The following is a 26,029-nucleotide window of genomic DNA, read 5'->3' as shown; positions in this document are numbered from 1 at the left end:
ATAAAAATCAAAAGGGATGAACTGGAAAGATGAAAAATATTAGTTTCATTAACTGAATAAAGGGTATCAATTATTAGATAGTATTTTTAAAAAGTAACATATTTTTTTGATATACTCACTATCAAATTCAAAAAAGGAGTTATACATATATGAAAAGAAAGAGCAATAATATTAATAATAATTTCAATCTATTACCAAAAGAATATCTTGATTTACTCGAATCTCATAGACAAAGAAGTGAAGATGAAAAAAGTTTTATTGATTTGTTTGAGAACATTATTAATAATACTGCAAACGATATTTTTGATGAAATTATAAAAATATTTGATGAACTAAAAGAGGAATCTTTTCAAACTACAGATGAGCTAATGGAAATTGATGCTTTACCTGAAGAAATGTATCTTTATGTTAAATATGAAGCCTTAACTCATTTATTAATAGAATTATTGGATATTTATTTATCATACTCTGACGATATGAATGATTACGAAAAATTAAGAGCAATTAATGAATTAATAGTTTATTTGTTATCTGTTTTTTGTCCTATGACGAAAATTGAATATTTACACAAATATTGTTATAATTTAGTTAATATATATAATGCACTTAATAATGAAGAATTGTTAAAGAAATACGCTTTAATAACAATAAATCAATATCAAGAATATATTAATTATTTGAATAATATTAAATTAGATGAAAATATTGAAAAAGATAAACGCATGAAGCAAGATATTATTAAACAGATTGAATCTAATATTCATAGTTTAATTGACTTCCTCCTCTCCCTAAAGGAAGAGGATTCCCATCTACGCTATCGATGGAAGCGGTAATCCCTCACGGTTTCCCGCTGGTTCCTGCTTCAGCGTATACTCTCTGGCATACTCCACAGGCGTGACTTCCCGCAAGCCCTGCGGTAGGGTTATAAGGTTTTCCTTCCTCATCGCTCTCATTAAAACATTTATCGCACCTACCAAATCAGCATTAGACGTAAAACCACACTTTTTGCATACAAATACCGCTTGGTTTTTGCGGTTTTCCTTATTAGTGTAATCACATAGAGGACAGGTTATAGAGGTGTTTTTAGCGTCAACTCTAACCAGTTTCCCCCCATTTCTCTGGAGTTTATACTCAAGCAGTTCAAAGAACCTACCCCACGCTCGAGAAAGAATGCTTCTGTTTAAGCCTGATTTAGCTTTTACATTACGTCCGGGGCTGTCTTTTGTGCCTTTTGCAGATTTGGTTAGGTTCTTAACCTTTAAATTCTCTACAGCCACAAAGCCGTGTTTTTTGGCTATGGCTGTTGTTATTTTATGTAGGTAATCGTTTCTCACATTTGCTATCTTAAGCCACATCTTTGCTATTTTTCTTTGGTGTTTTTTGTAATTATTAGAAAACGGTGTCTTATCTCCTTTTTTGGTAGGGTGTTGTTTTCTCGAGAGTTGCCTTTGGAGTTTGATTAGTTTTTTCTCATATTTACTTAAATCAAGAGGCTCGAAGTAACAACCGTTGGATAGTGTGATTATCTTTTTTACACCTACATCTATACCCACGGGGTTGGATAGATTTTCTTTAATTGATGTGTCTTTTTCGGTAACTACGCTTATATACCAGCCATCGGCGTATCTTTTAACTGTTACATTCTTTGGTTTGCCAACTATGTTTCTTGATTTATAAAACCTAACCCATCCTATTTTAGGTAAAAATATTCTATTGTTATTTATCTTAAAGCCTTGAGGATATCTAAAGCTGTCTGGCGATTTACCTTTCTTCCTGAAGTCTGGAAAAGATATACCATTGCCTTTGGTAAAAGCACTGTCTATGGCTTTGTATAAATCCTTTAAGGTTTGTTGTAGAATTTGAGAATGTGCTTCTTTTAAGAAAGCGTATTCTTCGGATTGTTTCCATAATTTAAGCATTCCCGCCATTTCGTTATAGGTAGGTATAGTAGCAGTATTTTTGTAATATTGTGGCAAGTGGATATTGATGATTTTATCTACCTTTTTTATATCAAGCTTTTGTTTTATTAAAGCAATAGCTTTATTCCATACAAACCTACAAGAGCCGGCAAATTGGGCGAACTTGTTTTCTAACTCTTCATTGGTCTTGAGTTTAAATTTAAAGGCTTGACATGTAATCATTGTTATATTATAGTATTGGTCTATGGAAAAGTCAAGTAAAATTAGAACTGGTAGGCATTGTGTTTTTCTTCTGCATGTGCATTTGGTCTTTGTAACTAAATACAGAAAGAGCGTATTTCAAAAGAAACACTTAGAAACCTTAAAGGAAATCTTCGCCAAAGTCTGTCAAGATTTTGAGGCAGAACTGATAGAATTAAATGGAGAAAGCGACCATGTCCATTTGCTTGTAAACTATCCGCCAAAGGTGGCAGTCTCAAAACTGGTAAATTCGCTAAAAGGTGTTTCTTCCAGAAAGCTAAAACAAATCCATCCTGAATTAAGGCAGTATTACTGGAAAAACGCTTTATGGTCTCCAAGCTATTTTGCAGGTTCCTGTGGTGGAGCTCCGCTTGAGGTTATCAAACAATATATTGAAACCCAGAAGACACCCACTACATCACCTACCTAAAAGAATGTGTCTTGTGGGTGGTGGAGGGATAAAATATTAAAGGAGTATGATTATTCTGAAAATAATTAATATATTTAGAGAATTAAAAGCGTACATTGACTATTAAGATATAGATATTATTTTAGTATTAAATTAGAAAAGCAGGAGACTGAAAAATATATTTATCATCCTCCTTGGCAATAGATAATCAAGGAAGTCTCCTGCTTTACATAACAATTTTAAAAATTGGATTTTTTTTTGTTATATTATTAATGATTAAAATAATATTTGAAAAAAGTAATTTAAATAAACTAAAATTGAATAAAATAAAAGGAGTGATTATATAAAATGAAAGCTGAACATATTAATCCTTTTATTGAATCCACAATATCTGTTTTTAAAACTATGATTGGTGTAACTCCACAACGAAAATCTTTAGAAATGAAAAAGTCTGATATAGCAACTTATGATATTTCAGGTATAATAGGGTTGTCTGGTCAAGCTATTGGTTCTGTAGTCATAAGTTTTCCAGAATCGTTAGCTTTAAAAGTTGTTTCAAAATTTATGGGAATTCAGAAATTGCAAGCAGATGATGATGTAGTTGATGCAGTAGGTGAAATTGTTAATATGATAGCCGGTGGAGCTAAAAAAATTTTTACGGATAAAGGTTTAAAGTTTAAAATTTCAATACCTAATGTTGTTACAGGTAAAAATCATAAGATAAGCAGACCTAGTACTATACCATGTGTGGTGATATACTTTACTGTATTGAATGAAATGTTTGTAATTGAAGTGTCTTTAAAAGAAGTTTAATATTTAAGTTTATTAAATAATAAATAATAAATATGTTTAATAAAATAAATAAATTAGATAATAATGTTTTATTCAATTTAATAACAGAAGGGTTTGTATTTAAAAGCAAGAAATTATTATCAATACAAGATAACTTCTATATCAATTTAAATAAACCTGTTACTTTATATTATATTTTACAAGATAATTTTGATAGAAGATCAATAACAGTAACTAAATTAATAAAAGAGCCTAAGAAGTTAGTTTATAAATATCATAGAGATAGTATAATTAGTAAACAAATTAATTTTTATTCTAAATTACATAAAAAATTATTATTATTAATGGATAACTATTTTATTTGTTAATTGAAATTATTTATTTTGTTTTATTTTATTTATTTTTAAATAATCTGATATATTTAAGTTATAAAATATAATAGAGCATATACTAATATAATATGATAAACACTTTAATCTAACATATAAAAGAGATTTAAAATAAATAGAATTTGAATTTTTTTTGAAAATGCTTGATGAGGTATATTAATGACATATGAAGAAGCTTATAAAGAAATTAAACAAGGACATTTTTTTGAAGATAAAGAGGTTTTAAAAATATCAGATAGCTTTGGTTGGACAATAGCACATATTCAAGCAAATAGATATTGGACCACAGATGATAAAGAAATTTTAAAATTAGCTGATAAAAAAGGATGGTCAGTAGCTCATGAACAAGCAATTAATGGTTGGACTACAGAAGATAAAGAGATTTTACGATTAGCAGATAAAACTGGATTAACAGTAGCTCATATTTTAGCTAGCAGGGGGGTTATTTTTACAGATAAAGAGATACTTTCATTATCGGATAATAATGGATTAAGTGTAGCACATGTAATGGTAAAAAAAGATTATATGATTACAGATACAACATTATGGTTTTTAAAACACAATGTTGAAGGTTATGTTGCACATCATATGATGAAAAGGGGATTTATATGTAAGTATAAAAAGATACTAGATTACCCAATACCTTCTTATGAAAAATCATTTAAAGTAAAGGTTTCTTATGTTTATTTCAGGTTTAATAGTTTTCCAATTATGAGATTAGTATCAACTGAAGATACAAATCTTGATGTTGTTGAGATTAACAAAGATGTAGATACTACTATAGAACTTAAATTATCTAAGAAAATAATAATGTTTGATGAAAAATCAGTAAACTCTGAAAATTCTACTTTATCTTTAGTAAATACTTTTACAAACGAGCATTTTAAAAAAATACAACATTTTTATTTCACACTTAATAATGTAATTAAAGCTGCAATAATTAGTATAAATATATGTTGACAAAAATATATTTTTTAAAAGAAATATAAATATAAATTTGTTATATATTATTTAGAATATAGAAAAGTAAAAAAAATTGACAATTTATAAAAATTATGTTATAATATATTATATAAAATAAAAATATAGAGATTAAAATGAATACGCTTGTTTATGATTATAAAAGTATTAGTGGTAGAGTTTTTTCAAAGATGCATCAAATGACTACATATCTAGCAATGTTCCCACCTACATTACCATATGTTATTATTAAAAATTTCAGTAAAGAAGGTGATATTGTTTATGACCCATTTTGTGGACGAGGAACAGCAACTTTTGAAGCATGTAGATTAGGGAGAATAGGTATAGGAAATGATTTAAATCCATTAGCATATATATTAAGTAAAGCTAAATCTGATTTACCTAGGAAAGAATCTATTATGAAAAGGATATTTGAGTTAGAAAACAACTATACTAATATTGATATAACACATATACCTGATGAAATTAAAATGTTATTTGACAATGAAACTACATTGCCTCAACTGGAATATCTTAAAAAAAATTTACAAAAATCGGATAAAATTGATATATTTATATTAGCAGTATTGACAGGAATTTTACATGGGAAAGCAAAAAAAGATAATTCATCTATTTACTGTAGTGTAAGTATGCCAAATACTTTTAGTATGTCACCGAATTATGTTAAAAATTTTATTGAAAAACATAACTTACAACCACCAAAACAAAATGTGTTTGCTTTGTTAAAAGACAGAATAGATAAATTATTCACTATTAAAGAAAAGTATATTGAGTATCAATCCTTGGATAAATATAAACAAGGTGAAGTTTTCAATACAGATGCTATTGAGGCAACAAAATTAGTTAAAAGAAAATTTGGTAATAATAGTGTTCAATTAATAATAACATCACCACCTTATTTAAAAGTAATAAATTATGGTAAATATAATTGGATTAGACTATGGTTATTAAATGAAAATACTGAACAAGTTGATAATAGAGTTACTTTATATCAGAGATTACAAAACCAGAATTTAAAAGATAATATGAATTTACAAGAATATTCAAAATATATGTTTAAATTATTTAATAGTTGGGAATATATTTTAAGAAAGGGTGGTTATGCTTTTGTTGTTATGGGTGATGTGAAGATTGGAAGCAAAGTAATTAATCTTGCTAATGAAACTTGGAATAATATACAAAAAATAGGTAATTGTAATTTAAAATTAGTTGATATTTTAGAAGATAATATAGAAAACGATGATAAACAAAAAAAAGTAACTAAAATTTGGGGAAGTAAAAGAGGGAATGCAACAAGAATTGATAGAATTATAATATTGAAGAAGGAGTGAGTTTATGGGATTAATTAACAAACTAGCTAAAAGAGAAATAACTACAAATGAGATGAAATTTTTTACTGAAATTACAAAAGATGAAAACTTTATTGGGAGAATATTTGAGATAGATTACAATACTGCAAAAATTTTAACAAATGACAGTTGGAAATTAAATGTTAAAGGTGTTCCTCACGGAAGTTTTCTTGTAGCAATATATAATAATAATATTCATAATTCGAAATTAGAAGGTATTTTATTAAGAGTAATTGGACCTACAAAAATACCACAATCATCTGAAATTATAGAAACAATTGTTCAAAATTATATGGAACTTCCTAAATCTAGATCGGATATTACTCCGGATTCTTATACAAAATTATATTATGAATATTCAGGATTAGAATGTAGAATTTTAGGTACAATTTTTTTTAACGAAAATGATGAATTTACTTTTGGAACTGATTTAGAAAATTTTTTAGGACCACATTTATATAAAGTATATAAACCAAAAGGTGAGATATTAAAATTAATAGTTAATTCAAAAAATAATTTATTACATGATGATTCATTATCTGAAGAAGAAATTGGATATTTAAGATATTCATCTAGTAATTCTTATACAATTGATTCTGATGAATATAGAGTTCCTGTAGTAATTACTACTAATGATATTATAGCAAGGCGTACGGCTTTTTTTGGTATGACGAGAACTGGTAAATCCAATACGATTAAAATTATAATAAGTGCTATAATGAAATTAAATCAAAAATTTAATGAGTATAATATATTAAATAAGTTACAGCCTGATAATGCTAATTATAAACCTTTAATTGGACAAATAGTATTTGATATTAATGGAGAATATACTTTTTCAAATAAGCAGGATGAAGGTTCTATATATGAAAAATTCAAAGATAATGTTGTACGCTTTACTATATCTAGAAAAAAAGCAGAAAAATATTCAGATGTAAAGTTGTTGCAGTATAATTTTTTTGATGATACAACCTTACAAGATTCTTTTAATTTATTAATAGAGGAATTATTGAATGAGGATGGTGTTCCACAGTATATACATTCTTTTGCAAATATAAATTTATTTGATACTAATAAGGAAGAAGAAGCGGAAACACAGGCTTTAAAGCAATTTTATAAAAATCAAAGGTTGAGAAAAATAGCTTTATATAAGTGTGTTCTTTATGAAGCTGGTTTTGAACTACCTACAAATAAATATATATTAAGATTTAATGGAGTAGATGGAGCTTCTATTCCTGGAGGAAGTTTAACTATAGAGGATGCTAAAAATTGGTTTATATCAAATAAAGATATACTAAAAAATGCTAAATCTAAATCTACGGGTAAAAATGTATGGGTTGACTTCCTCCTCTCCCTAAAGGAAGAGGATTCCCATCTACGCTATCGATGGAAGCGGTAATCCCTCACGGTTTCCCGCTGGTTCCTGCTTCAGCGTATACTCTCTGGCATACTCCACAGGCGTGACTTCCCGCAAGCCCTGCGGTAGGGTTATAAGGTTTTCCTTCCTCATCGCTCTCATTAAAACATTTATCGCACCTACCAAATCAGCATTAGACGTAAAACCACACTTTTTGCATACAAATACCGCTTGGTTTTTGCGGTTTTCCTTATTAGTGTAATCACATAGAGGACAGGTTATAGAGGTGTTTTTAGCGTCAACTCTAACCAGTTTCCCCCCATTTCTCTGGAGTTTATACTCAAGCAGTTCAAAGAACCTACCCCACGCTCGAGAAAGAATGCTTCTGTTTAAGCCTGATTTAGCTTTTACATTACGTCCGGGGCTGTCTTTTGTGCCTTTTGCAGATTTGGTTAGGTTCTTAACCTTTAAATTCTCTACAGCCACAAAGCCGTGTTTTTTGGCTATGGCTGTTGTTATTTTATGTAGGTAATCGTTTCTCACATTTGCTATCTTAAGCCACATCTTTGCTATTTTTCTTTGGTGTTTTTTGTAATTATTAGAAAACGGTGTCTTATCTCCTTTTTTGGTAGGGTGTTGTTTTCTCGAGAGTTGCCTTTGGAGTTTGATTAGTTTTTTCTCATATTTACTTAAATCAAGAGGCTCGAAGTAACAACCGTTGGATAGTGTGATTATCTTTTTTACACCTACATCTATACCCACGGGGTTGGATAGATTTTCTTTAATTGATGTGTCTTTTTCGGTAACTACGCTTATATACCAGCCATCGGCGTATCTTTTAACTGTTACATTCTTTGGTTTGCCAACTATGTTTCTTGATTTATAAAACCTAACCCATCCTATTTTAGGTAAAAATATTCTATTGTTATTTATCTTAAAGCCTTGAGGATATCTAAAGCTGTCTGGCGATTTACCTTTCTTCCTGAAGTCTGGAAAAGATATACCATTGCCTTTGGTAAAAGCACTGTCTATGGCTTTGTATAAATCCTTTAAGGTTTGTTGTAGAATTTGAGAATGTGCTTCTTTTAAGAAAGCGTATTCTTCGGATTGTTTCCATAATTTAAGCATTCCCGCCATTTCGTTATAGGTAGGTATAGTAGCAGTATTTTTGTAATATTGTGGCAAGTGGATATTGATGATTTTATCTACCTTTTTTATATCAAGCTTTTGTTTTATTAAAGCAATAGCTTTATTCCATACAAACCTACAAGAGCCGGCAAATTGGGCGAACTTGTTTTCTAACTCTTCATTGGTCTTGAGTTTAAATTTAAAGGCTTGACATGTAATCATTGTTATATTATAGTATTGGTCTATGGAAAAGTCAAGTAAAATTAGAACTGGTAGGCATTGTGTTTTTCTTCTGCATGTGCATTTGGTCTTTGTAACTAAATACAGAAAGAGCGTATTTCAAAAGAAACACTTAGAAACCTTAAAGGAAATCTTCGCCAAAGTCTGTCAAGATTTTGAGGCAGAACTGATAGAATTAAATGGAGAAAGCGACCATGTCCATTTGCTTGTAAACTATCCGCCAAAGGTGGCAGTCTCAAAACTGGTAAATTCGCTAAAAGGTGTTTCTTCCAGAAAGCTAAAACAAATCCATCCTGAATTAAGGCAGTATTACTGGAAAAACGCTTTATGGTCTCCAAGCTATTTTGCAGGTTCCTGTGGTGGAGCTCCGCTTGAGGTTATCAAACAATATATTGAAACCCAGAAGACACCCACTACATCACCTACCTAAAAGAATGTGTCTTGTGGGTGGTGGAGGGATAAAGATTATGATGTATTATACCAATTATTAACTACTTATAATAAAAAATTAGCTAAATATGTTAAGTTACATAATTCAACTTCACAAGGTGATTTCAAAAAGAGTATTGATAAATTATTAAGACAGGGCCAAATAGTTTTAATTGATTTATCTACAGTTAACGAAACGATACAGAAAACATATATAACACGTTTATGCGAGTATATATTTATGCATTCGATGCATATATTTACCAATGATGAAAAACCAGAGTATATTCAAATGTATTTTGAAGAAGCTCATAATATTTTTCCAAAAGATGATAAAGATTTAAAAAACATTTATAATCGATTAGCAAAAGAAGGCGCTAAATTAAATATAGGAATTAGTTATTCAACGCAGGAAGTAAGTTCAATATCACCTAGTATTTTAAAAAATACGCAGAATTGGTTTATATCCCATCTAAACAATAAAGATGAGATTAGAGTTTTAGAAAAATATTATGATTTCGAAGATTTTAGTAAAAGTATATTAAGAAACAGTGATATAGGTTATGCAAGAGTTAAAACATACTCAAATAACTTCATTATTCCTGTTCAAATTAAAAAATTCGAAATGTAATAATAATATAAGATAATTCGAAAAAGTGTTTATATAATGATAGTTAAACAGGAGTATACAAATGAGTTATATAAAAGAAAAATCTTCTAAAATTAACCATCAAAATATAATTAAAAATGAAAAAGTTAAAGAATATCTACGTAAATGTTTTATATCTAATAATACAGAAATGATTACACAAATTGATTTAACAGGAATAAAATTTAATAAAAAGAATATATTTTCACAAATAGAAAATAAAATTAAATATATAATTGCAGTAGATGGTGGATATCAAATTGTAGAGTTAAATACTAAATTTCCATCTACCAAAATTGCTTTTTATAATGTTGGATATATTGAAATTGATTTAGAAAAAATTAAATCTTTTGAAAAAGAACAAATTATAGATCCTGATGAATTTCACCAAGTAAAACATTTTGGTAATTATAATTTTGTATTACCAGTCAATAATATTAAATTTCAAAGCAAAAATTTAAAAGATACTATTAGGGAAACTATATATTATGATATCTTTGTAAATGCTAATATAGGAGAATTTAAATTTTTAGATACCTTAAAATGGTTAGTTTTTGAAGAATATGATACTGGTAATGGTATTTTCGAAATTACATGTGTAAATGATAACTGCAATAATAGAATAAAATTTGAGAAAAAAAATACGTACACTGATGAAGTTAACAATAAAATTGAATGTCCGGTATGTAAAACTATAAATTATATTACAGATATTTTTGAATTACATACGTTGGTAGATGATTATAGTGGAGCTAGTGGAATTGTATCTTATGTAATGAGTATATTTGAAGTAATATTATTATTTACTATTTATAAGATTATTTATATTAAAGATAAAAGTTTATTACCTAATATTTTATTGATTAAAGATGGGCCTTTAGCATTATTTAGTAGATTAGATGATTTTCAATTTAAAAAAATAAGACCTTTTATAAAATTTTTAAATAAACTGTCTTTAGATGATAATCAATCTTATGTAAATTTTGTAGGTTTGGACAAGTCTGGTTTATTTGTAGAACATTTAAAACAAATAGAATATAAATTATCAAATTCTACTTTATTGATTCCTGATATTTATTATATGAAAAAATATATTACAGGAGAAACAGATTCTTTATTTGGATATAAAACATATTTTGGTAGAAAGATGTTATATAAGCATGATGAAAAGTTATCTTTTGTGTTCGATATTCCCTTACCTTATTTATATAAACACGGAGAACCTAAAGACTATGAGGAGTATTTTGGGAATAAACCTAATCCTAATGATTTTATTAATATAAAAAATATTATACAAACTTTAATTGACATAAAATGTGATTTATATGATAATTCATTTTTACCTATAGCTCTTATTAATAAAGCAGTATCGTTATCTGAAAAACCGAGTTCTCAATTATTAAAATTATTTACAAAGGAACATTTAAAAGCGAAATAGAAAATACAAGTGATAAGTAGTAAAAAAAACAATTTTTAATAGATTTTTTTAATTTTTTAGTTATTATTTTTATTAAGAGAGGGGTATAAGATGGCAACAAGTACTTTTGAAAAATAGGGAGCTGAGCTGTTACAGAAATTCAAATTACAAATCTTGAAGACTTATATAAAATAGTAGAACAAAATAAGTATTATTTTATTTTTCTTCTATTAAATAATTAAATTTTGTTATAATATTATAATAAAGTTAACATAATAAAACTATAAACATAAGGTAGTAATTATGTCTATCGAATATATTAATAGATTAGATATAGTGACAGGGAAAAAAGAAAATGTTAAAAATTTTTTTGAGAATGCTAAAAAAATAGGTTTTGAGGATGTAGCACCAATACCAAACGAGTTATACAGTATAAAATCAAAACCCAACATATCAGATAAATATAAACAAAAATTAATAAAAAAATATGAGACTATAGATGTAGAAGAATGGAAGCGAAGAAATTGGGGAACAAGTTTTAATTTTTTATTAGATGAGTATGATACTGTAATTTATTTAGAAGGATCCAATAGTATTTTATTTAGCACAACAAATAATCCACCTATACCATGGGTAATTACAGCATCAATAAAATATCAGTTAGGATTACAGCTATATTATTATGAAGATAGCAACTTTCATGTAGGACAATTTCAAGTAGAAAACGGTATGATTTTAAAAGATTTCCAGATTGAAAATATTTATGATTTAGATAATTTAAAATCTTTTTCAAATTTTGTAGATGTTATTAATATTTATAGCAAAACAAATTCTTTACAGGAAATAGAAGAATTGTTTGATTATTATCTTAATAATTATTATAAGAATTTGTTAAGTCAAGTAGGGAAATCATCTAGCGAAATAGATATTGAAATTAAAAAGTATGAAATATTATATTTCGAATTACATAAGTTATATACAAAAAATGGTGATTTATTTACTAAAAAAGATTTACAAGAATTTTATATTAATTTTATTAAATTATGTAATAATATTAAAATGATAGAATCTAAATTAAACAATAATCAAACACTGAATATAGATAATTTAATAATATAATAGAATAGGGGGGGGTAATATGCCTAATTGGTGTAATAATATAATAAAAGTAAAAGATGGAAAAAGAGAAGATATTGATAAATTTATGAATGGAGCAATGGAAAAAGGATTTGAAGATGTACTTCCAATACCAAAAGAATTAGAGGAATTTACAGAAAACCCTGATAAATTTAATAGGGAAGAAATAATAAAAAAATATGGCTGGGATAATTTATTAGATTGGGCAGTTGAAAATTGGGGTACAAAATGGAACACTTTAACTGAAGGTTCTGATGAAGTCAGTTATATGTTAGATACAGATTCTATATTTGTTTCAACTGCTTGGTCCCCACCGATTCCTTGGATTATTGAAGTATCTAAACGTTATAGCTTACATATGGAATTGTATTATCATGAACCAGGGGAAGGATTTTTAGGTAAACTTGAAGTTAAAGATGGAGAAATTATAAATGATATTTATTTTGATTGTATATATGATATTGATATTATTAATAATTTTGAACAGTTTTATACTATATTTAATATTTTAGAGTATATAGAAACAACAGAAAGAGTAATGGAGTTATTTAATTCTTATTTGAATATTTATGAAGATGTACTGAGTAATGCTGGTTATAATGAAGAAGAAATAGGGTATAAAGTGAGCAAATACAGAGTTCTTATAGAACAAGAATTTGATAAACTTAATTTTGGAGATGAACAATTATTAAAAAGAAATTTACGAAATTTATATATATATATTAATAAATTAAAAAATGAAATTTTAACAACTGAGAATCAAAAAAATAATAATAAATTTAATACTGAAATAAATCCTGATATATTTATTTAGTTATAAAGTATAAATTTAATTTATATTTTAATATAAAAAATATAAAGGGTAGGGTTATAAGTATGAATAATTCAGAAAAAAAAGATAATAAGCAAACAACTAATTTAATGGAAGATATTTACAGTATTGAACAATTAAAAACAATTGTTGATAAAAAAGGTAATACTCAAGCTCATTTGTTAGCTAAACAAGGTAAAACAACTAAAAATAAAGAGATTTTAAAATTAAGAAACAAAGATGGTGAAACAGTAGCTCATATATTAACAGAATATGGTGAACTTATAGAAGATAAAGAAATTTTAAAATTGGCTGATAATTATGGTTGGACAGTAGCCCACAATATAGCTTTACAAGGACATAAAATAACTGATATGGATTTACTTAGATTAAAAGATAATGATGATATAACAGTAGCTCATATTTTAGCTAATCAAGGTTTTATGTTTAGAAATAGGGATATGTGGAAATGGGCTAATAAAAATGGTTGGACAGTAGCTCACATTATGGCTGAAAACGGGTATTTATTTACTGAACCTGAGATTTGGAAACTAAAAACTAAAAACGGTATAACAGTTGCTAGTATATTAGCAACAAATGGTTATATTTTAGATGAGAACAAACTTATAGATTATAAACTATTAAATGTTCAAGATGACTATGATATAACAATAGGACATTGGTTTACATATTATGGTTATACCTTTTTTAAAGGAATAAAAAAACTTGCTGATATAGAATGCAACGGTAAATTTTTTGGTGAATTAGATTTTTCACAAATTAATACTTATGATTATATCACTTCATTATATAATTTGACATTTACAACACAACTAGCAAAAGTTAGAAATTATGATAATATTAAATTAACCAAAATAAGATTAGATTTAAAAGATAAATTAAAGTTATCAGATGATAGTGTTGTTTTAAAAAAATTCGAGTTCTTTACTACTTTAAATAATGAAATTAAAAAATATTTACTAAAACAAGATATATGTTAATATAATTGACATATATGTTAAAATATTATATAATATATATAAATTTTTATAAATAAAAAGGGTATGATGGTGTTAGAAACATATCAAACTATTAAAGACTTTTTAAATGAATTTGATGAAACAGTAAAAAAATCTCAGGATAAAGATAATAATAAAAATAATAGTATTATTTTTATGGCTGAGAATCATTTAAATTTTTGCTTAGATATTTTAGATGAGTATATAAATTTCCTTCCTGAGTTAGAATTAAATTTTGAAATTTTAGAAGAAACTTTGAAAATAAAAGAAGAATTAATTAAATTTAAAAATAAATATACTCAGTATCAAACACTAATAGATACATATATAAATAAAATAGATAGGATTTTAAAATAACAAATAATTTATAAATAATAATTTTTAGGAGATTTAATTATGCAAAATTTAAATAATAATTTAAAACAATTTGTAGAACATAAGAAAAATATAATAAAAGAAATTAAAAAGTATTTTGCTGATTTGATAAATAACATGGGTAATTCGGATATAACATATATAGATAATTCTGATTGCTTTATAATAAATAAAGGTAATTTGGATAAAAATCTGACTTTATCACCATTTAGATATGATTATAGGAGACAGTTAAAATTATTAGAAAGATTTGTTATATCTGCTATAAATAATCCTTCACAAAATAGTTTACATAAAATTGATTATATATTATCTAATTTAAATAAACCTGATGTGGATACTATAATAATTAGAACTTCCAATGGTAGTTATAATTATGATGCGAAAATACTTCTGAATATTAAGGATATATTGGAAGAAATAAGAAATTATTTAATAGATGCATTAGAGTCTACTGCTAGTTATAATTTCAATAATTTAACCTTGTAATAATGGAATTAATTTTTAAATATTAATCTTATTTTTGATATATTATTATAATAACTATTTAAGAATTATAAATTAATGAGGAGAACTATGTTTATATTATTTGGATGGCCAGATGCTTAAATTTAAACAAATGGAAATAGGGGGGGTGTTAATATGTTTGTAATTGAATGGCCTGATGCCTAATTATATTGATAATTTTTAAATAAAAATGTTAATATTGTTTTACATATAAGTAAATATTTTTAAAATGTAAACTGATATTGACAATTAAATTATATAAGTATATAATAAAAACAAAATGATAAATTTTGTAAATTTATATTTTGATGAATTAAGGATAAATTATGAATACTTTACTAAACAATAATTTATTAAAAGTTTTTATAAATGATAAAGATAAAAATGAACCAGTATTTGTAGGTGTTTTAAAAAAAGATCACTATTTACATGTATATGAATACAATACTGATATAACTGATAACAAATATGCAATTTCAATAAGAATGCCTATAACTCAAAAAATATATACACAAGATAAACAATTATTGCCTTATTTTGATATGTTTATACCGGAAGGTTATTTATATGAAATATTTAAATCAATATTAGTGAAAAATTATAATTTAAGTCCGTACATAAATGATTTTTATATTTTAAAAATGTTGGCTAAAAACATAACGGGTAGGGTAGAGTTTGATAAAGATAAAAAACCTGTAAAATATTTTGATCCTGTTGATTTAGATTATATAAAAACATACGATACTTTTGATACTTTTAAATATTTACTGGAAAATTTTTTAGAAAAAAATGCTATTTCTGGAGTACAACCTAAAACTGTAATTACGGTTGAAGATGACAGTAACGGTAAACATGAAGCAATAGATGGAAAAAATACAATACATTTAACAGACTACATTGTAAAGACATGGGGTAATGAATATCCTTATCTTGCAGAAAATGAATATTTTTGTATGCAAACTGTTAAAGATGCTGGAATACCTATACCTGAAATTGAGTTATCTAAAAATAAAAAATTTCTAATAGTAAAAAAGTTTACAGATAAATATACAGGGTTTGAAGAAGTTTTAGGTATTTTTGGGTATACTAGAGAAAATAAATATAAAGGTAGTTATGAACGTATAGCAAAATTATTTCAGAATATACTCGGTAACAATACAGATGAATTTAAAATATTTTATAAGTTAATTATATTAAATTATTTATTAGGTAACGGAGATGCTCACTTAAAGAATTTTGGTGTTTTATATGACTATGATTTAACTAACATAAGATTGGCTCCTGCATATGATATTGTAAGTACTATAGCTTATATAAAAAATGATCAACCAGCACTTACATTAGAAGGAAGGAAAGTTTGGGATAATTATGATGCATTAATTAATTTTGGTATTAAGTATTGCAATTTAAGTAAAAAGGAATCTTTAGAACTATATGAGGAATGCAAAAACAGTGTTAATAATACAATAAAGAAACTTTTAGTTTATATAAAAGACAATGAACATTTTGAGGAAATAGGTAATAGAATGATAGATTTCTGGAGTAGACAAATACAATCACAAAAGCCTACTATCAGTTTATATAATATAGATCCTAAACTTTAGGAGATAAAAAATGAAACCTTACGAATTGGGTCAGTTTATAAAAGCAAAAAGAAAAGAAAAGAAAATAACCCAGGCAGATTTAGCTAAACAAGCTGGAATTTCAAGACAAACTTTATCAAAACTAGAACAAGGTAAATTAGCATTAGTATCAATTCGAACTTTATTTGTTGTTCTTGATATATTAGGGTATGAGTTAAAAGTTGTGCCTAAAAATACTTTACTTCCACCTTTAGGAGAGGAATTAGATTTTTAGAAATATAACTTATTGATAGTAAAAGTAAATAATCTATAACGTCCGATAAGTTATCTTATGTTAAGAATATAAAACTACTATTATATAATATTTTTAGAAATTAATCAATAAAAAATAATATTATTATTTAATTACCTAAACCACCTGGACGTGGACCATTATTTTTATAATAATTGTTTATATTATCAAAGTTTATTAAACTATTATTAGTTTCATTTAAAATATCATTACATAAAATTTTTATTTTTTCTTCTGCATTATCTATAACATTTTTAATAACATTATTTATATGAATATTAAACACGTTACTATAAAATACATCTGTTTGGATATCTTGAACATATTTAATACTACTTTTTATTCTTATTTTATTCCTACAATTAGATTCGTTATTAAATAACCATAATGTTTTATTTTTATTGTAAAAGTATGCATTCTCTTCTTTTTCTAAACCTTTAACTTCCAATTTTTTGTGTATTAAGATGCCAGGAAGATTGCCTAAAGATATAGAAGAATTGCTACCTTCTTTGATAAAAAATAAATATGTAATAGTATCCCTACCATCAACAATGTAAACCTTATCTTTTTTTAAATTTTTATTACATACAATTTCAATCCTTGTTATTTTTTTAGTTTTTTACATCTTTTTGTGTTGTAATTTTTGTTATATTAAGCTGTTCCATGAATTTTAAATATGGAACAGGATTCCCATTATAAAGACTGCGTAGTGCTACTATATAGTCCAGAATCTCCTGCTTATCCTTTAAAATCATCTTTGGGTACATATATGTGTATTCTTCGCTATAATCGAAATCTTTAAAATTACCGGTCATGATATATTCTAAAATTCTTTCATACACCGTTCTTGCTTTATCTACACAACAGGTTGCCCCTTCACAGACTTCAAACAACCTATATAAATGCTTTTCTACAAACGCATATTCTTTGAACATAAAAACAGCCAGATCAGGCACAGTATCCGTATTAAATTTCTTCTTTAAAATCTCCTCAGATAATTTTTCTATAATAAAATCAAGATTAACCATAAGATTTAAGCGAAATACTTTAGGATCATCAAGCTTGTTTGTGTCAAACCCTTTATCTATTAACATGTTTAACACATCAGATAACAGATGATATCTTTCCCTGTTATACTCGGATACCATCTGATCTATCACTCTTTTTAAAGAATTCTTTAAATCCTGTTTATTCATTATTCAACCCCTAACATTCAAACATATTTTCTTTCTGTTTTTTCTTTAGTTCTTCCTTAATCAGTTCACCAAATCTTTTTATAAAAGTGTCTTCAAAATAATGCTCTGTAATAGACACAAAGAAACCATTTAATACAATACATCCAAAAGGATCGTCCATTATATAAAAACGAAGATATGGCTTATTATTAACAAACTGCAAATCAACTGTTATGTTGGCACAGTCAATACAATCAATAAGTGTAGAAATTTCTGTATAATATAATTTCAAAATATGCCTTCCTCTATCTATAATATCCTGTGTAAGAGTAGAAAAGTTATCAAGAGCGGTAAGTGTGTTTTTTAAAATTTCCCTCTTGTTCATAATATTTTCTCCTTTATTTATAATTAGTTTTAAATTATTAAAATTTTATGGTAGCAATATTATCCATTCTTTTATTAATATTATTTTTAAGGAGATTTTTACATAATTCATTGATTTTTTCAAATCTTGATTTTTTAGGTAATTCACTGGTTTCTTTTGCTTTTCTCATTTCATCTTCTAATTCTATCCCTTTTTCTAGCACATATTCAATAGGATACTCTCCATTTCTAATTTTTAATAATTCCTCTCTTTCTGGCAGAGGAAATACCAGTTCTCCTGTTCTTAACAACCTTATACCTTCATACAGTAAACGATGATAATGCATTGAAAATTTTGTATCATAACCATATTTAAGAATTAACCTTTCCCTATTGCCTACCTTATTTAACCTTTCTACAACCATTTGATATACTTTTTTAAGAAATCTTGACTTGTGAAATGTTAAATCACCTACTATAAAGTTTTCATTTTTAAAATTTTTTCGATAAACCTGAAAACCTTTGATATAAGGTAATTCAGCTAACGTAAGTTTTTTGTTGTCCTCACTTATACTAAATAACTTTTCTAAATCACCTTTAAATTGATGCAAATCAAAATAATTAGATTTTTTAATTACCATTTTTTTCCTTTGACTAATACTATAACCCATATATTTATCATATAATCCTAAATATGGAAAAATCTTTTTATTATCCACTAATATTTTACCTTCATCTGTTAAATATTCAAGTTTATTTGAAAATAAGATTTCTAAAATGTTTGGATTATTTTCCATAGCAAGTTTTAAAAATTTTCTCAATTCATAAACTTTTACATCAACAGCATTCTCAGTATTTTTTCCAGTTTCATCTTTGTCCTTAATAGACAAATCTATCTCTTCTATTCTGGATAATCCTAACACATAGTCATCAGACGGTATAAAAATACCTACATAATCTCTATCCGAATTTAGAGTGTTTGTTCCATATAAATGAGAACCCACCTGTGTTAAAAATATTAATTTATGTCCCCTACTCTCAATATTATTTACAATATTATCAATAAATTGCTCCATAAATATACCTCATTTTTGCTTTATTCAAACAAAGGTTTAAGCCATTTAGCTAATCTTTTATCATAATAAAAGTATAAATCCCTATCATCTAATTCCATATTAAAATAATATTTAAAAACCTGCATAAATACATTATTAGGAACACACTTAAACTCAATCTTTTTATAATTATCAAGATACTCTTCAATTATATCATCTTTCCATGTATATAATAAAAATCTATTAATATATTCTTTTACATACATATTTTCAGGTTTAAGATGTTTTAATTTAAAAATATTTACTTTTAAATTAAAAGGTAGTTTTTTTAATTCTTTTAATAAAAAAATAATTTTCTTTTTATATTTATTATTAAATACTGGTACTTTTATATTAAATATTAATTCATCATTATTTAAACATTCTAATTCAAAAATATTATCCAAATATTTTTCAATTTTCTTATAAATTTCCATCATTATATATTTCATTATTGTCTGCTGTCTTTTAGTATTTAGATGTCCAAAAATAACCTGTCTTATATATTTTGACTGTACAAAATAATCATATTTAGTAAATTGTTTAATAAAATTTTCATAATCATTCATATTATCAACAATATTAGGATCAAAATATTTAAACGCTTGAAAATTACCTTTAATTAAATCCACTGTAAAATAATATTTAGAATCATTATCAGAATGATAAATATTGGAATTCTTATAATTATGAACTTTAAATTTATTCATATCAAACTGTAAAAATTTATTAAAACTTTCCTTACCTTTTATATATTCAATAACATCTGTATTAAATTTACTTGAAATTTCAAAAAATTTTTCCTTATTTTCTAATACATCTTCATTGTTCTTTATAAAATTATATAATAATTTTGCCTTGTTTTCTATATCAAGAAAATCGTTTAATGTAATGCAGTAATAATAAAATAAATCATTATTAAAAATTGTTATAGGAAGACTAAAATCTTTTACAAATCTCTGTTTTATACTGTTTTGTAAATTAGAAACAAAACTTATTTTACTTATTTTTGACACACTATTACTCATCTTTATATAATCTCTTATATTTTATATTATTTTGCTTTATTTAAATATTATAATATAAAATCAAAAATTTGTCAAACAAAATACAAAATGAATAAGTTTATTTTTCTAAAATAGAGATTTAGTATACATTTCTGTATACCATACCTAATTTTTTAATAATATATACAAAACTATATATCAATATTTATAGTATAAGAATCATTATTTTCTTCTTCAAGTTCATCTATGATTTTTACCAATTTATCAATATTATTCATTATTTTTTTATTATTTTTAAATTCTTTTTTCATATTTTTTTCAATCTGATGAAGTTCTCTTATTAATTCATTCAATTCATCTGTATCCAACATATCAATGTCCGTATATGTTAAATTGTATCCATAATCCGAAAAAATAACCATATCTGCTATTACATAAGAAGGTTTGATTTCATCATCAATAGATTTACTTTTTAAATAAAAAAAATATTTTTTAGGACGATATAAAATATCAGCACTATTAATTTTTCTATATATATAAGGTTTTGTAGCTGAAGGTAAAATATATGATAAAGTATAAGGTATTTGCGATGTAAAACCATTTTTATATAAAATATACAATCCACTAAATAATCCAAAAGGATATAATTTCTTTAATGCTTTTTTAATATGTTCCGTAGTAACTTCTTTTATCTTAATCATATTATAATAAATATTACTTTTAACACCTGCCTTCTTAATTATTCCCTTCTTATTTAAACATGACAACATAGTTTTATACTGTTTTTTACCATAATATAAACAAAACTCATTAACAGTAAATACCTCAGGTAAATCATTTAAAATTTGTAATGTTTTATAAGAAGGCATAATATTCTCCTACATATCCATATTATCAGTATATTCAACTATACTATCAATATCTTGTTCTATATAATTTATCAATATAGAATAAACAGTATTTAATATATCTTCAAAACCATTTTGTTTTTCTAATGTTATATAAAAATCATCAGGTAAAAATTTTTTAAGTTCATTTTTCGTAGATTCTAACATATTTACTTTATTTTCCTTTATTTCTTTAATAATATAACTAAATCTTTCTTTATAAATATCTTTATCCAAATTAAAAACATTTTTATTAAATTTAATTCCCTTTAATATATTTTTATCTTTTAAATCTACATTTTTGATTAATGACTTAGTTGTAAACCAAATATCAAAAAAATCCCTATATTTTAAATAAGGCCTTAATACTGAGTATTGAATATATAAAAAAGTCAGTCTGAATTCAATCTTTTATCAAACAATTTATCAATATTATAATAATTCAATTTGAAAATAGAATTTTTATTTTTAACTCTTTTATAAGAGTTAAATCTTTTACTTACTGCTATCTTATTGATTTCCTCTAATGTTAAATTACATGGATCCTTTTTATATTTTTTTCTAAAAATATCTCCTAACTTCATATGGATAACCTCATACTATTATTTAATTAGTTTATTTTATTTATTTTTTCACTATGTGTTCTAAAAATAAAACATTTTACATAATATTATCCATTATATTTTTAGTTTCAATTTCATTATTACATATATATGTAGGAATACTGTCTTTTAAAACATATATTGGTTTTAAAATATAAACAATATCTGCTATGTTATTTAGATAAGTTATAATGTTATCTTTATCTTTATAAGCCATAGGTGATTCATCTAATGTTGTTTCATTCACACTTGATGATGCTATACCTACCATAGACTTTCTAAAATCATTAAGATTTATAGATTGTTTTGCTTTTGAACGTGACATTTTTCTACCAGCACCATGAGGAGCTGAAAAATTACGCTCTATTAATTTTATAGGTTCATTTTTTACTTTTGCAATTATTACTCCATCTTTCATATTTAAAGGTATTATAATTTCCTTTCCTATAGGTGTTTTTATTGCACCTTTACGAATAATTAGATCATCAAAATCAACATAATTATGTACACTTTCAAAACTATTTAAAACTAAATCATCAAGTAAAAGATTATTATCCTTCTTTAAAATATATGAAATAATTTGCTCTACAAAATTATAGATACAATACCTATTATATGTAGCAAATATCTGTGCGATAAACATATCTATTAAATAGCCTGCCACATCAGAAGGACTACTTAAATAAGATAACTCTTGAGAAAAATTGTTATTTTTATATTTAACCTTCAAATCATTAATTGCATTTTCCAGATCTTTTCCTTTATATTTCATTTTTAATAATTCTATTTCTTTTTTAAACCTATCTTTATTACCAGTTCTACAAGATGCAATAGCTTTTTTTTGCCAATATTCTGCTATTTTCTTGCCTAAATTTCTTGATCCTGTATGTATTGTAACAAATAAATCATCACTTTCATTAACTTCTACTTCTATAAAATGATTACCTCCACCAAGAGTTCCTAATGCTGAAAAAATATAACCACCAGGTAATCCTATTTTAGCAGGTAATTCTTTAAATATATAGTCCAATGAAAAATATTTTTCTAATTTTATATTTAATTTTTCATTTTTAAATATTTTATTAAATACATTACTTATTTTATTTAAATAATATTGCTTCTGCGATTTAAAAATATCTTCAAAAAATTTTTTATTTTCTTTTATTATAGAAGACTTTTCATGTGTATTTTGTCCAAGAGGTATAATTTCCCTTAATTTCTTATCAATAATTACCCAGTTATCCAAAAATTCTTCCTTTTTAATTTTACCTAATATACATGTACTAACACCACATCCAATATCATATCCTATAATAGATGGTATAATTTTATTAGTTAAAGGTGCAGTAAAACCTATCACACACCCAGCACCTGCATGAACATCAGGCATTATTCTTACTGGTCCAGTAAATACTGGATGATTTACAATACTATATATTTGAGATAATGCTTCATTTTCTATTTCATTAGTAAAAATAATAGCATCAGTATATTTTCCTTTTATCATAATTTATCTTATAAAAAATTAAAGTTTAAAAACAGTTTTTGCAGGAAACATATTAAATCCCATTCCATCTGATACTGTTGAAATATTATAATTACTTCTTGAGAAACTATAATTGTCAGATATTGACTTCCTCCTCTCCCTAAAGGAAGAGGATTCCCATCTACGCTATCGATGGAAGCGGTAATCCCTCACGGTTTCCCGCTGGTTCCTGCTTCAGCGTATACTCTCTGGCATACTCCACAGGCGTGACTTCCCGCAAGCCCTGCGGTAGGGTTATAAGGTTTTCCTTCCTCATCGCTCTCATTAAAACATTTATCGCACCTACCAAATCAGCATTAGACGTAAAACCACACTTTTTGCATACAAATACCGCTTGGTTTTTGCGGTTTTCCTTATTAGTGTAATCACATAGAGGACAGGTTATAGAGGTGTTTTTAGCGTCAACTCTAACCAGTTTCCCCCCATTTCTCTGGAGTTTATACTCAAGCAGTTCAAAGAACCTACCCCACGCTCGAGAAAGAATGCTTCTGTTTAAGCCTGATTTAGCTTTTACATTACGTCCGGGGCTGTCTTTTGTGCCTTTTGCAGATTTGGTTAGGTTCTTAACCTTTAAATTCTCTACAGCCACAAAGCCGTGTTTTTTGGCTATGGCTGTTGTTATTTTATGTAGGTAATCGTTTCTCACATTTGCTATCTTAAGCCACATCTTTGCTATTTTTCTTTGGTGTTTTTTGTAATTATTAGAAAACGGTGTCTTATCTCCTTTTTTGGTAGGGTGTTGTTTTCTCGAGAGTTGCCTTTGGAGTTTGATTAGTTTTTTCTCATATTTACTTAAATCAAGAGGCTCGAAGTAACAACCGTTGGATAGTGTGATTATCTTTTTTACACCTACATCTATACCCACGGGGTTGGATAGATTTTCTTTAATTGATGTGTCTTTTTCGGTAACTACGCTTATATACCAGCCATCGGCGTATCTTTTAACTGTTACATTCTTTGGTTTGCCAACTATGTTTCTTGATTTATAAAACCTAACCCATCCTATTTTAGGTAAAAATATTCTATTGTTATTTATCTTAAAGCCTTGAGGATATCTAAAGCTGTCTGGCGATTTACCTTTCTTCCTGAAGTCTGGAAAAGATATACCATTGCCTTTGGTAAAAGCACTGTCTATGGCTTTGTATAAATCCTTTAAGGTTTGTTGTAGAATTTGAGAATGTGCTTCTTTTAAGAAAGCGTATTCTTCGGATTGTTTCCATAATTTAAGCATTCCCGCCATTTCGTTATAGGTAGGTATAGTAGCAGTATTTTTGTAATATTGTGGCAAGTGGATATTGATGATTTTATCTACCTTTTTTATATCAAGCTTTTGTTTTATTAAAGCAATAGCTTTATTCCATACAAACCTACAAGAGCCGGCAAATTGGGCGAACTTGTTTTCTAACTCTTCATTGGTCTTGAGTTTAAATTTAAAGGCTTGACATGTAATCATTGTTATATTATAGTATTGGTCTATGGAAAAGTCAAGTAAAATTAGAACTGGTAGGCATTGTGTTTTTCTTCTGCATGTGCATTTGGTCTTTGTAACTAAATACAGAAAGAGCGTATTTCAAAAGAAACACTTAGAAACCTTAAAGGAAATCTTCGCCAAAGTCTGTCAAGATTTTGAGGCAGAACTGATAGAATTAAATGGAGAAAGCGACCATGTCCATTTGCTTGTAAACTATCCGCCAAAGGTGGCAGTCTCAAAACTGGTAAATTCGCTAAAAGGTGTTTCTTCCAGAAAGCTAAAACAAATCCATCCTGAATTAAGGCAGTATTACTGGAAAAACGCTTTATGGTCTCCAAGCTATTTTGCAGGTTCCTGTGGTGGAGCTCCGCTTGAGGTTATCAAACAATATATTGAAACCCAGAAGACACCCACTACATCACCTACCTAAAAGAATGTGTCTTGTGGGTGGTGGAGGGATAAAATTTTCAAAAATTCATTGTTTGATTCTAAATGACTAATCTTCTCTTTAATCTCATTATTGCTTGACTCTAATCGATTCATTCTTAACTCTAAACGTTCTAACCTATCTTTAATCTCATTATTACTTGACTCTAAACGATTCATTCTTAACTCTAAACGTTCTAACCTATCTTTAATCTCATTATTACTTGACTCTAAACGATTCATTCTTAACTCTAAACGTTCTAACCTATCTTTAATCTCATTATTACTTGACTTTAAACGTTCTAACCTATCTTTAATCTCATTATTACTTGACTTAATTTCTTTTTTAATTATTTGTCGAATTTGTTTTAAATAATAGTTATAATCATTCATTATTAATTACCTCTATTATTTTTATATATTATTTCTTGTACT

31 protein-coding genes are annotated in these 26,029 nt (G+C 26.1%); 18 read left to right on the top strand and 13 right to left on the bottom strand.

Annotation, left to right across the window (positions count from 1 at the left end; all coding sequences use genetic code 11):
• The first annotated feature begins 149 nt into the window (after positions 1-149).
• Positions 150-833, top strand: a complete 684-nt coding sequence (locus DEFDS_RS13075; protein WP_013008992.1) for a hypothetical protein — start codon at positions 150-152, stop codon at positions 831-833.
• On the opposite strand, the gene DEFDS_RS11880 is transcribed toward DEFDS_RS13075, so the two are convergent.
• A complete protein-coding gene (locus DEFDS_RS11880; RefSeq protein ID WP_013008876.1) occupies positions 810-2,141 on the bottom strand; it encodes an RNA-guided endonuclease InsQ/TnpB family protein in 1,332 nt (443 codons plus the stop codon). The two genes, DEFDS_RS13075 and DEFDS_RS11880, sit on opposite strands and share 24 nt — an antisense overlap.
• Positions 2,142-2,163: 22 nt before the next feature.
• Here DEFDS_RS11880 and tnpA (DEFDS_RS11875) point away from each other — a divergent pair, with 22 nt between their 5' ends.
• The 6 genes from tnpA (DEFDS_RS11875) (at position 2,164) to DEFDS_RS11850 (ending at position 7,478) form a co-directional block, all read left to right on the top strand.
• Positions 2,164-2,589, top strand: a complete 426-nt coding sequence (tnpA, locus tag DEFDS_RS11875) for an IS200/IS605 family transposase (protein ID WP_013008875.1) — start codon at positions 2,164-2,166, stop codon at positions 2,587-2,589.
• Between the two features lie 327 nt (positions 2,590-2,916).
• Positions 2,917-3,381 carry a chemotaxis protein CheX gene (locus DEFDS_RS11870; RefSeq protein ID WP_013008991.1) on the top strand — a complete coding sequence of 155 codons (465 nt, stop codon included), beginning with the start codon at positions 2,917-2,919 and terminating at the stop codon, positions 3,379-3,381.
• A 32-nt stretch (positions 3,382-3,413) separates the two neighbouring features.
• Positions 3,414-3,728 carry a hypothetical protein gene (locus DEFDS_RS11865; RefSeq protein ID WP_041224032.1) on the top strand — a complete coding sequence of 105 codons (315 nt, stop codon included), beginning with the start codon at positions 3,414-3,416 and terminating at the stop codon, positions 3,726-3,728.
• Positions 3,729-3,908: 180 nt separating this feature from the next.
• Positions 3,909-4,709: a hypothetical protein gene (locus tag DEFDS_RS11860; RefSeq protein WP_013008990.1), complete on the top strand. Its 801-nt coding sequence runs from the start codon at positions 3,909-3,911 to the stop codon at positions 4,707-4,709.
• 137 nt (positions 4,710-4,846) lie between these two features.
• Positions 4,847-6,061 carry a DNA methyltransferase gene (locus DEFDS_RS11855; protein ID WP_013008989.1) on the top strand — a complete coding sequence of 405 codons (1,215 nt, stop codon included), beginning with the start codon at positions 4,847-4,849 and terminating at the stop codon, positions 6,059-6,061.
• Between the two features lie 4 nt (positions 6,062-6,065).
• The gene (locus DEFDS_RS11850) at positions 6,066-7,478 is read left to right on the top strand and encodes a helicase HerA domain-containing protein (protein ID WP_050742543.1); all 1,413 of its coding nucleotides are present in this window, start codon (positions 6,066-6,068) and stop codon (positions 7,476-7,478) included.
• Here DEFDS_RS11850 and DEFDS_RS11845 read toward each other — a convergent pair.
• Entirely contained in the window at positions 7,455-8,786 is a 1,332-nt protein-coding gene (locus DEFDS_RS11845) for an RNA-guided endonuclease InsQ/TnpB family protein (protein ID WP_013008876.1), read from the bottom strand. The two genes, DEFDS_RS11850 and DEFDS_RS11845, sit on opposite strands and share 24 nt — an antisense overlap.
• Before the next feature lie 22 nt (positions 8,787-8,808).
• Here DEFDS_RS11845 and tnpA (DEFDS_RS11840) point away from each other — a divergent pair, with 22 nt between their 5' ends.
• From tnpA (DEFDS_RS11840) to DEFDS_RS11795, 10 genes are all read left to right on the top strand, one after another.
• Entirely contained in the window at positions 8,809-9,234 is a 426-nt protein-coding gene (gene tnpA, locus DEFDS_RS11840) for an IS200/IS605 family transposase (RefSeq protein WP_013008875.1), read from the top strand.
• Between the two features lie 6 nt (positions 9,235-9,240).
• Entirely contained in the window at positions 9,241-9,864 is a 624-nt protein-coding gene (locus DEFDS_RS11835) for an ATP-binding protein (RefSeq protein ID WP_050742542.1), read from the top strand.
• A 61-nt stretch (positions 9,865-9,925) separates the two neighbouring features.
• On the top strand, positions 9,926-11,320 hold the full coding sequence (locus DEFDS_RS11830; protein WP_013008988.1) for a DNA double-strand break repair nuclease NurA: 1,395 nt from the start codon (positions 9,926-9,928) through the stop codon (positions 11,318-11,320).
• 282 nt (positions 11,321-11,602) lie between these two features.
• Positions 11,603-12,418 (top strand): hypothetical protein, encoded by an 816-nt coding sequence (locus DEFDS_RS11825; protein WP_013008987.1) that lies wholly within the window; start codon positions 11,603-11,605, stop codon positions 12,416-12,418.
• A 19-nt stretch (positions 12,419-12,437) separates the two neighbouring features.
• Positions 12,438-13,250 (top strand): hypothetical protein, encoded by an 813-nt coding sequence (locus tag DEFDS_RS11820; RefSeq protein WP_013008986.1) that lies wholly within the window; start codon positions 12,438-12,440, stop codon positions 13,248-13,250.
• Between the two features lie 62 nt (positions 13,251-13,312).
• Positions 13,313-14,248, top strand: coding sequence for an ankyrin repeat domain-containing protein (locus DEFDS_RS11815; RefSeq protein WP_013008985.1), 936 nt, complete (start codon positions 13,313-13,315; stop codon positions 14,246-14,248).
• A 63-nt stretch (positions 14,249-14,311) separates the two neighbouring features.
• Positions 14,312-14,623 carry a hypothetical protein gene (locus DEFDS_RS11810; RefSeq protein ID WP_153801544.1) on the top strand — a complete coding sequence of 104 codons (312 nt, stop codon included), beginning with the start codon at positions 14,312-14,314 and terminating at the stop codon, positions 14,621-14,623.
• Positions 14,624-14,662: 39 nt separating this feature from the next.
• A complete protein-coding gene (locus tag DEFDS_RS11805) occupies positions 14,663-15,130 on the top strand; it encodes a hypothetical protein (RefSeq protein ID WP_013008983.1) in 468 nt (155 codons plus the stop codon).
• A gap of 344 nt (positions 15,131-15,474) precedes the next feature.
• Positions 15,475-16,752 (top strand): type II toxin-antitoxin system HipA family toxin, encoded by a 1,278-nt coding sequence (locus DEFDS_RS11800; protein ID WP_013008982.1) that lies wholly within the window; start codon positions 15,475-15,477, stop codon positions 16,750-16,752.
• A 10-nt stretch (positions 16,753-16,762) separates the two neighbouring features.
• Positions 16,763-17,005 carry a helix-turn-helix domain-containing protein gene (locus tag DEFDS_RS11795; RefSeq protein WP_013008981.1) on the top strand — a complete coding sequence of 81 codons (243 nt, stop codon included), beginning with the start codon at positions 16,763-16,765 and terminating at the stop codon, positions 17,003-17,005.
• Between the two features lie 127 nt (positions 17,006-17,132).
• Here DEFDS_RS11795 and DEFDS_RS11790 read toward each other — a convergent pair whose 3' ends face one another.
• The 10 genes from DEFDS_RS11790 to DEFDS_RS11745 form a co-directional block, all read right to left on the bottom strand.
• Entirely contained in the window at positions 17,133-17,471 is a 339-nt protein-coding gene (locus tag DEFDS_RS11790) for a hypothetical protein (protein WP_041224031.1), read from the bottom strand.
• A 163-nt stretch (positions 17,472-17,634) separates the two neighbouring features.
• Complete coding sequence (locus tag DEFDS_RS11785; protein ID WP_013008980.1) at positions 17,635-18,219, bottom strand: hypothetical protein; 585 nt, start codon at positions 18,217-18,219, stop codon at positions 17,635-17,637.
• Positions 18,220-18,229: 10 nt separating this feature from the next.
• Complete coding sequence (locus DEFDS_RS11780) at positions 18,230-18,583, bottom strand: hypothetical protein (RefSeq protein WP_013008979.1); 354 nt, start codon at positions 18,581-18,583, stop codon at positions 18,230-18,232.
• A 37-nt stretch (positions 18,584-18,620) separates the two neighbouring features.
• Entirely contained in the window at positions 18,621-19,637 is a 1,017-nt protein-coding gene (locus tag DEFDS_RS12790; RefSeq protein ID WP_013008978.1) for a DNA polymerase beta superfamily protein, read from the bottom strand.
• Positions 19,638-19,657: 20 nt separating this feature from the next.
• On the bottom strand, positions 19,658-20,683 hold the full coding sequence (locus DEFDS_RS11770) for a hypothetical protein (RefSeq protein ID WP_013008977.1): 1,026 nt from the start codon (positions 20,681-20,683) through the stop codon (positions 19,658-19,660).
• A 170-nt stretch (positions 20,684-20,853) separates the two neighbouring features.
• Positions 20,854-21,531: a hypothetical protein gene (locus tag DEFDS_RS11765; RefSeq protein WP_013008976.1), complete on the bottom strand. Its 678-nt coding sequence runs from the start codon at positions 21,529-21,531 to the stop codon at positions 20,854-20,856.
• Positions 21,532-21,540: 9 nt separating this feature from the next.
• Positions 21,541-21,786: a hypothetical protein gene (locus DEFDS_RS11760; RefSeq protein WP_041224029.1), complete on the bottom strand. Its 246-nt coding sequence runs from the start codon at positions 21,784-21,786 to the stop codon at positions 21,541-21,543.
• Between the two features lie 155 nt (positions 21,787-21,941).
• Complete coding sequence (locus DEFDS_RS11755; RefSeq protein ID WP_041224028.1) at positions 21,942-22,133, bottom strand: hypothetical protein; 192 nt, start codon at positions 22,131-22,133, stop codon at positions 21,942-21,944.
• Between the two features lie 76 nt (positions 22,134-22,209).
• Positions 22,210-23,658 carry an RtcB family protein gene (locus tag DEFDS_RS12785; RefSeq protein WP_013008975.1) on the bottom strand — a complete coding sequence of 483 codons (1,449 nt, stop codon included), beginning with the start codon at positions 23,656-23,658 and terminating at the stop codon, positions 22,210-22,212.
• Positions 23,659-23,818: 160 nt separating this feature from the next.
• Positions 23,819-25,150, bottom strand: a complete 1,332-nt coding sequence (locus DEFDS_RS11745; RefSeq protein ID WP_013008876.1) for an RNA-guided endonuclease InsQ/TnpB family protein — start codon at positions 25,148-25,150, stop codon at positions 23,819-23,821.
• A 22-nt stretch (positions 25,151-25,172) separates the two neighbouring features.
• On the opposite strand from DEFDS_RS11745, the gene tnpA (DEFDS_RS11740) reads away from it, so the two are divergent.
• The gene (tnpA, locus tag DEFDS_RS11740) at positions 25,173-25,598 is read left to right on the top strand and encodes an IS200/IS605 family transposase (protein WP_013008875.1); all 426 of its coding nucleotides are present in this window, start codon (positions 25,173-25,175) and stop codon (positions 25,596-25,598) included.
• On the opposite strand, the gene DEFDS_RS11735 is transcribed toward tnpA (DEFDS_RS11740), so the two are convergent.
• A complete protein-coding gene (locus DEFDS_RS11735; RefSeq protein ID WP_013008974.1) occupies positions 25,595-25,987 on the bottom strand; it encodes a hypothetical protein in 393 nt (130 codons plus the stop codon). The two genes, tnpA (DEFDS_RS11740) and DEFDS_RS11735, sit on opposite strands and share 4 nt — an antisense overlap.
• Positions 25,988-26,029 lie beyond the last annotated feature (42 nt).

Origin of the sequence: Deferribacter desulfuricans SSM1, assembly GCF_000010985.1 — a bacterium.
In the GTDB taxonomy this organism is placed as follows: domain Bacteria; phylum Chrysiogenota; class Deferribacteres; order Deferribacterales; family Deferribacteraceae; genus Deferribacter; species Deferribacter desulfuricans.
Note: the sequence above shows the minus strand (reverse complement) of the source record. Positions and strands in the feature narration are given on the sequence as shown.

Coding starts and splice junctions, on each gene's coding strand:
- DEFDS_RS11870 (WP_013008991.1), top strand. CDS start 2,917: ATGAAAGCTGAACATATTAATCCTTTTATTGAATCCACAATATCTGTT.
- DEFDS_RS11820 (WP_013008986.1), top strand. CDS start 12,438: ATGCCTAATTGGTGTAATAATATAATAAAAGTAAAAGATGGAAAAAGA.
- DEFDS_RS11735 (WP_013008974.1), bottom strand. CDS start 25,987: ATGAATGATTATAACTATTATTTAAAACAAATTCGACAAATAATTAAA.
- DEFDS_RS13075 (WP_013008992.1), top strand. CDS start 150: ATGAAAAGAAAGAGCAATAATATTAATAATAATTTCAATCTATTACCA.
- DEFDS_RS11795 (WP_013008981.1), top strand. CDS start 16,763: ATGAAACCTTACGAATTGGGTCAGTTTATAAAAGCAAAAAGAAAAGAA.
- DEFDS_RS12785 (WP_013008975.1), bottom strand. CDS start 23,658: ATGATAAAAGGAAAATATACTGATGCTATTATTTTTACTAATGAAATA.
- DEFDS_RS11745 (WP_013008876.1), bottom strand. CDS start 25,150: ATGATTACATGTCAAGCCTTTAAATTTAAACTCAAGACCAATGAAGAG.
- DEFDS_RS11785 (WP_013008980.1), bottom strand. CDS start 18,219: ATGAATAAACAGGATTTAAAGAATTCTTTAAAAAGAGTGATAGATCAG.
- DEFDS_RS11860 (WP_013008990.1), top strand. CDS start 3,909: ATGACATATGAAGAAGCTTATAAAGAAATTAAACAAGGACATTTTTTT.
- DEFDS_RS11770 (WP_013008977.1), bottom strand. CDS start 20,683: ATGAGTAATAGTGTGTCAAAAATAAGTAAAATAAGTTTTGTTTCTAAT.
- DEFDS_RS11880 (WP_013008876.1), bottom strand. CDS start 2,141: ATGATTACATGTCAAGCCTTTAAATTTAAACTCAAGACCAATGAAGAG.
- DEFDS_RS11830 (WP_013008988.1), top strand. CDS start 9,926: ATGAGTTATATAAAAGAAAAATCTTCTAAAATTAACCATCAAAATATA.
- DEFDS_RS11805 (WP_013008983.1), top strand. CDS start 14,663: ATGCAAAATTTAAATAATAATTTAAAACAATTTGTAGAACATAAGAAA.
- DEFDS_RS11765 (WP_013008976.1), bottom strand. CDS start 21,531: ATGCCTTCTTATAAAACATTACAAATTTTAAATGATTTACCTGAGGTA.
- DEFDS_RS11755 (WP_041224028.1), bottom strand. CDS start 22,133: ATGAAGTTAGGAGATATTTTTAGAAAAAAATATAAAAAGGATCCATGT.
- DEFDS_RS11855 (WP_013008989.1), top strand. CDS start 4,847: ATGAATACGCTTGTTTATGATTATAAAAGTATTAGTGGTAGAGTTTTT.
- DEFDS_RS11845 (WP_013008876.1), bottom strand. CDS start 8,786: ATGATTACATGTCAAGCCTTTAAATTTAAACTCAAGACCAATGAAGAG.
- DEFDS_RS11810 (WP_153801544.1), top strand. CDS start 14,312: ATGATGGTGTTAGAAACATATCAAACTATTAAAGACTTTTTAAATGAA.
- tnpA (WP_013008875.1), top strand. CDS start 2,164: ATGGAAAAGTCAAGTAAAATTAGAACTGGTAGGCATTGTGTTTTTCTT.
- DEFDS_RS11865 (WP_041224032.1), top strand. CDS start 3,414: ATGTTTAATAAAATAAATAAATTAGATAATAATGTTTTATTCAATTTA.
- DEFDS_RS11825 (WP_013008987.1), top strand. CDS start 11,603: ATGTCTATCGAATATATTAATAGATTAGATATAGTGACAGGGAAAAAA.
- DEFDS_RS11800 (WP_013008982.1), top strand. CDS start 15,475: ATGAATACTTTACTAAACAATAATTTATTAAAAGTTTTTATAAATGAT.
- tnpA (WP_013008875.1), top strand. CDS start 8,809: ATGGAAAAGTCAAGTAAAATTAGAACTGGTAGGCATTGTGTTTTTCTT.
- DEFDS_RS12790 (WP_013008978.1), bottom strand. CDS start 19,637: ATGGAGCAATTTATTGATAATATTGTAAATAATATTGAGAGTAGGGGA.
- DEFDS_RS11780 (WP_013008979.1), bottom strand. CDS start 18,583: ATGAACAAGAGGGAAATTTTAAAAAACACACTTACCGCTCTTGATAAC.
- DEFDS_RS11850 (WP_050742543.1), top strand. CDS start 6,066: ATGGGATTAATTAACAAACTAGCTAAAAGAGAAATAACTACAAATGAG.
- DEFDS_RS11815 (WP_013008985.1), top strand. CDS start 13,313: ATGAATAATTCAGAAAAAAAAGATAATAAGCAAACAACTAATTTAATG.
- tnpA (WP_013008875.1), top strand. CDS start 25,173: ATGGAAAAGTCAAGTAAAATTAGAACTGGTAGGCATTGTGTTTTTCTT.